This window comes from Pseudomonas sp. REP124 (assembly GCF_020164475.1).
Classification (GTDB): Bacteria; Pseudomonadota; Gammaproteobacteria; order Pseudomonadales; family Pseudomonadaceae; genus Aquipseudomonas.
Genome location: NZ_JAIQWX010000257.1, coordinates 1 through 4,093, shown reverse-complemented (window position 1 = coordinate 4,093; position 4,093 = coordinate 1). Strand labels below are relative to the sequence as shown.

5 protein-coding genes are annotated in these 4,093 nt (G+C 60.6%); 3 read left to right on the top strand and 2 right to left on the bottom strand.

Annotated elements, in window-relative coordinates; genetic code table 11:
• Positions 1–40 precede the first annotated feature (40 nt).
• Positions 41–286: a hypothetical protein gene (locus K9857_RS29835; protein WP_224542097.1), complete on the bottom strand. Its 246-nt coding sequence runs from the start codon at positions 284–286 to the stop codon at positions 41–43.
• 163 nt (positions 287–449) lie between these two features.
• Here K9857_RS29835 and K9857_RS29830 point away from each other — a divergent pair, with 163 nt between their 5' ends.
• Entirely contained in the window at positions 450–1,424 is a 975-nt protein-coding gene (locus K9857_RS29830; protein ID WP_224542096.1) for a 2-hydroxyacid dehydrogenase, read from the top strand.
• A gap of 162 nt (positions 1,425–1,586) precedes the next feature.
• Complete coding sequence (locus K9857_RS29825) at positions 1,587–2,096, top strand: DUF2165 family protein (RefSeq protein WP_224542094.1); 510 nt, start codon at positions 1,587–1,589, stop codon at positions 2,094–2,096.
• Between the two features lie 9 nt (positions 2,097–2,105).
• On the opposite strand, the gene K9857_RS29820 is transcribed toward K9857_RS29825, so the two are convergent.
• The gene (locus tag K9857_RS29820; RefSeq protein WP_224542092.1) at positions 2,106–3,008 is read right to left on the bottom strand and encodes a DMT family transporter; all 903 of its coding nucleotides are present in this window, start codon (positions 3,006–3,008) and stop codon (positions 2,106–2,108) included.
• Between the two features lie 138 nt (positions 3,009–3,146).
• Here K9857_RS29820 and K9857_RS29815 point away from each other — a divergent pair, with 138 nt between their 5' ends.
• A complete protein-coding gene (locus tag K9857_RS29815) occupies positions 3,147–4,022 on the top strand; it encodes a helix-turn-helix domain-containing protein (protein ID WP_224542089.1) in 876 nt (291 codons plus the stop codon).
• Positions 4,023–4,093 lie beyond the last annotated feature (71 nt).

Here is a 4,093-nt window from a genome sequence, read left to right as displayed (position 1 = left end):
CTCGCGAAGACGGCGGCACAGTCACCACAAAGTCTGAATCTCAGCGCTTACCCATCGACCGCCGAGTCCCCGGCGGGGCCATGCCTGGGGTCTTGGTGTGGCCATTCTTGGCGCCATTCTTGTACCAGGGCTGATTGGAGCCTTTGGCACCCTGCAATTCACCCGGCTTGAACGGAAACTTGAACGCCGGGATCGCGGCTCGGGTTTCGCCTTCGACAGTCTCAGGCAGCTCGGCCTGCTCGTCGCTCGGGGCGTCGGCGACCGGTGGTTGTTTCGGGGAAGTCATGCTGGCTCCAAGGGATGCGTAGGGCGCGATTATAGCTGGAGGGCAGCTGTGAGCTTCAAGCGGCGAGCTGCAAGTTAATAGCAGCCCAGCGACTTTTAGACTTGCGGCTTGCCGCTTGAGGCTAGTAGCTTGCTAACCATTCTCACTCGCCGAGCCCGCCTCCATGAAAAAAACCGTCCTCGCCTTCAGCCGCGTCACGCCTGAAATGGTCGAACGCCTGCAACAAGACTTCGACGTCATTGTGCCGAACCCGAAAAACGGCGACATCAATGCCCAGTTCAACGAAGCCCTGCCCCACGCCCACGGCCTGATCGGCGTCGGCCGCAAGCTCGGCCGCGCGCAACTGGAGAACGCCGCCAAGCTGGAAGTGGTGTCCAGCGTTTCGGTGGGCTACGACAACTACGACGTGGCCTACCTCAGCGAACGCGGGATCATGCTGACCAACACCCCGGACGTGCTCACCGAAAGCACCGCCGATCTGGGTTTTGCCCTGCTGATGAGCAGCGCCCGCCGCGTCGCCGAACTCGACGCCTGGACCAAGGCCGGCCAATGGCAGGCGACCGTCGGTGCGCAGCTGTTCGGTTGCGATGTCCACGGCAAGACCCTGGGCATCGTCGGCATGGGCAACATCGGCGCGGCGATTGCCCGTCGTGGTCGCCTGGGCTTCAACATGCCGATCCTCTACAGCGGCAACAGCCGCAAGGTCGAGCTGGAACAGGAGCTCGGCGCGCAGTTCCGCACCCTGGATCAACTGCTGGCCGAAGCCGACTTCGTCTGCCTGGTGGTACCGCTCAGCGAGAAAACCAGACACCTGATCAGCCATCGCGAACTGGCACTGATGAAGCCAAGCGCAATCCTGGTGAACATCGCACGCGGTCCGGTAGTCGACGAAGCCGCGCTGATCGAAGCGCTGCAGAACAACACGATTCGCGGCGCGGGGCTGGATGTGTACGAGAAGGAACCGCTGGCCGAGTCGCCACTGTTCCAGCTGAAAAACGCCGTGACCCTGCCGCACATCGGCTCGGCCACCAATGAAACCCGCGAGGCCATGGCCAACCGTGCGTTGAGCAACTTGCGCAGCGCATTGCTCGGCGAGCGTCCTCAGGATCTGGTCAATCCACAGGTCTGGAAGGGCTGATGACAAGGCGGCACGTCCCGGTCGACGTGCCGCCTTTTAACGCTTTAAACACCCGTGTAACAACGACATAACTTGCAAATCAGTGCCCCGGCCCATTGGCGGGAAACGGCTATAGACTCCGACGAAATAACCGCACTTTGCGTGCATTCGGAGCGTATTTGCATGAGCAACTTCACCACCGCCGGCGTTATCAGGCGAAGCAAGATAGTGGTCGTCCTGATGGCCGCTCTTTTCGGTCTGATGACCCTCACCAACAACTTCACCGACTACGCGGCCTACTCCGACTACATCGGTCGAATCATCAGCATGAGCAATACCGAGGGCAACGACTCCCGGCAATATCGAGCCATCAGTTCAACGATGTTCCACCACCGTTTTTACTGGGCAATCATCACCCTGGAGATCATCTTCACCTTCAGTTTCCTGGTCGGCACTTATCACCTGTACCGCAAACTTGCTGCACCTCGCGGCGAATTTCATGAAGCCAAGAAGTTCGCCATCATCGGTTTCAGCACCGCGCTTTTTGTTTATCAAACGCTCTACGTGATCATCCTCAACGAATGGTTCGACATGGAGTATTCCGCGCAGCGCAATGCCTTCGACTGGGCGAGAAGCAACATTGAGTACATGTTCCTCGGCCTGATTTATCTGTTGGTGGGCAAGGACAACTGAAGTCATTGCTCAAGCCAACTTGCCCGCCCCCGCACTCATGGTTGCCTTGGGTTTGCGGAACACCAGCACGTTACCGAACATCACCAACACCAGCCCGATCAGCGCCGGCGCGGTCCACTGGTAGCCCTCCACGAATGCCGAGACATTCAGCGCCACCACCGGGAACAACACGGTGCAATAGGCGGCGCGCTCCGGGCCCATGCGTCCGACCAGGGTCAGGTAAGCGGTGAAGCCGATCACCGAACCCGGAATCACCAGATACAGCAGCGAGCCGATGTAGCGGGCATTCCACTCCATGTCGAACGGAATGCCCTTGACCAGGCACCACACCGACAGCATCGCCGCCCCATACGCCATGCCCCAGGCATTGGTGGTCAAGGGCTTGAGTCCGGCTTTCTGTTGCAGGCTCGACAGCATGTTCCCCGCCGAGAAACACAAGGTCCCGCACAGAGCTAGCCCTAGGCCGAGCAAGGTTTGCGGGCTGGCGGTGTGGCCGACCAGCTCAGGCCAGAACAGCAACCCCAGGCCCAGCAGGCCCAACGCGCCGCCCATCAACACATTGCGAGCGATTTTCTGGCCGAAGAACACCCGCGCGTTGAGGGCGTTCCACAGGGTCGCGGTGGAAAAAACCACGGCCACCAGACCGCTGGGAATCCATTGGCTCGCGGTGAGAAAGCACATGAAGTTGACGCAGAACAGGCACAGGCCCTGGGCCAGGCAGATCAGATGCCCGCGACGGTTCATCACTTGCAGCTTGCGGCTGAGCAGCAACATCGCAAACAGCACCAGCGCGGCGAGGCCGAAGCGATAGACGATCGACACCGGAATAGCCACCACGCCCAGTTGCCACTTGAGGGCAATCCAGGTGGTGCCCCAAATCAGCACGGTCAGCAAATACAAAGAAAGGTTCATGGCGCAGGCTCCTCGATAGGTCACCAGTGTCCTGCGGCGATGGCTTGCGCACTTGCATAAACTTGCGCTTTTGTCGCACCGCGGGCTGGCAGGCGCAGGTCTACGGAGTAGGATGCAAGGCGTCGGAGAGAATCGAACATGGCCGCCCTGGACACCCTGCAAGTCTTTCAAGCCCTCAACCGCTCGCCCAATGCTCGCCTGGAGCACAGCGCCGAGCTCGGTGACGGCTTGTCTGCGGCCTTGTGGAGCAACCATCACGACGCCCAAGACTACGAGGCGCCAAGTCATCACACGCTGTCGTGCTACATCGATGGCGGTACCGGCACCTTTCGCCGCGACCGGCCCGGCACCAAGGGCGGCCCGGACAAGCTGTGCATCCTGCCCGCCGACCATCAGTCCGGTTGGGTGATCAACGGCGACATTCGCCTGGCCCACCTGTATTTCAGCCCCGAACAATTCGCGCTGGGTTGCGTCACGCTGCTGGATCGCGAGCCTCGGGAATTGCAGTTGCGCGAGCAGACTTTTCTTGAAGACCCGCGACAGGCGGTGCGTTTTAGGCGGTTGATCACGCTCAACTGGGACGAACCGGGCGAGCGTCTGCTCACCAGTAGCCTGGCTCATGAAATCCTCAGTCACGCCCTGCTCAGCCAGGTCGGCAATCGTCCGAACCTGCGACTCAAGGGAGGGTTGGCAGCGCATCAACGACGTTTGTTGGTGGAGTACATCGACAGTCATCTGGACACGGCGATCAGCCTGGGGCAACTGGCGGCGTTGTGCTCGCTGTCCGAATACCACTTTGCGCGGATGTTCCGCGAAAGCTTCGGCCTGCCGCCGCATCAGTATGTGCTGGCTCGCCGCCTGAACCGCGCGCGGGAACTGCTGCGCTGCACCTCGCAGCCATTGGGAGAGATTGCACTGGCTTGCGGGTTTGCCAGTGCCAGCCACTTTACCAATAGGTTTCGCCAGGCATTGGGCGGGACGCCGGGGGAGTATCGGCAGGCGTTTTTGCGGTAGGTTCGAGTTCTTCTGCGTCAGTTCTGGCCTCTTCGCGGGCAAGCCTCGCTCCTACAGAGGAACGGCGCAAT

Coding starts and splice junctions, on each gene's coding strand:
- K9857_RS29835 (WP_224542097.1), bottom strand. CDS start 286: ATGACTTCCCCGAAACAACCACCGGTCGCCGACGCCCCGAGCGACGAG.
- K9857_RS29830 (WP_224542096.1), top strand. CDS start 450: ATGAAAAAAACCGTCCTCGCCTTCAGCCGCGTCACGCCTGAAATGGTC.
- K9857_RS29825 (WP_224542094.1), top strand. CDS start 1,587: ATGAGCAACTTCACCACCGCCGGCGTTATCAGGCGAAGCAAGATAGTG.
- K9857_RS29820 (WP_224542092.1), bottom strand. CDS start 3,008: ATGAACCTTTCTTTGTATTTGCTGACCGTGCTGATTTGGGGCACCACC.
- K9857_RS29815 (WP_224542089.1), top strand. CDS start 3,147: ATGGCCGCCCTGGACACCCTGCAAGTCTTTCAAGCCCTCAACCGCTCG.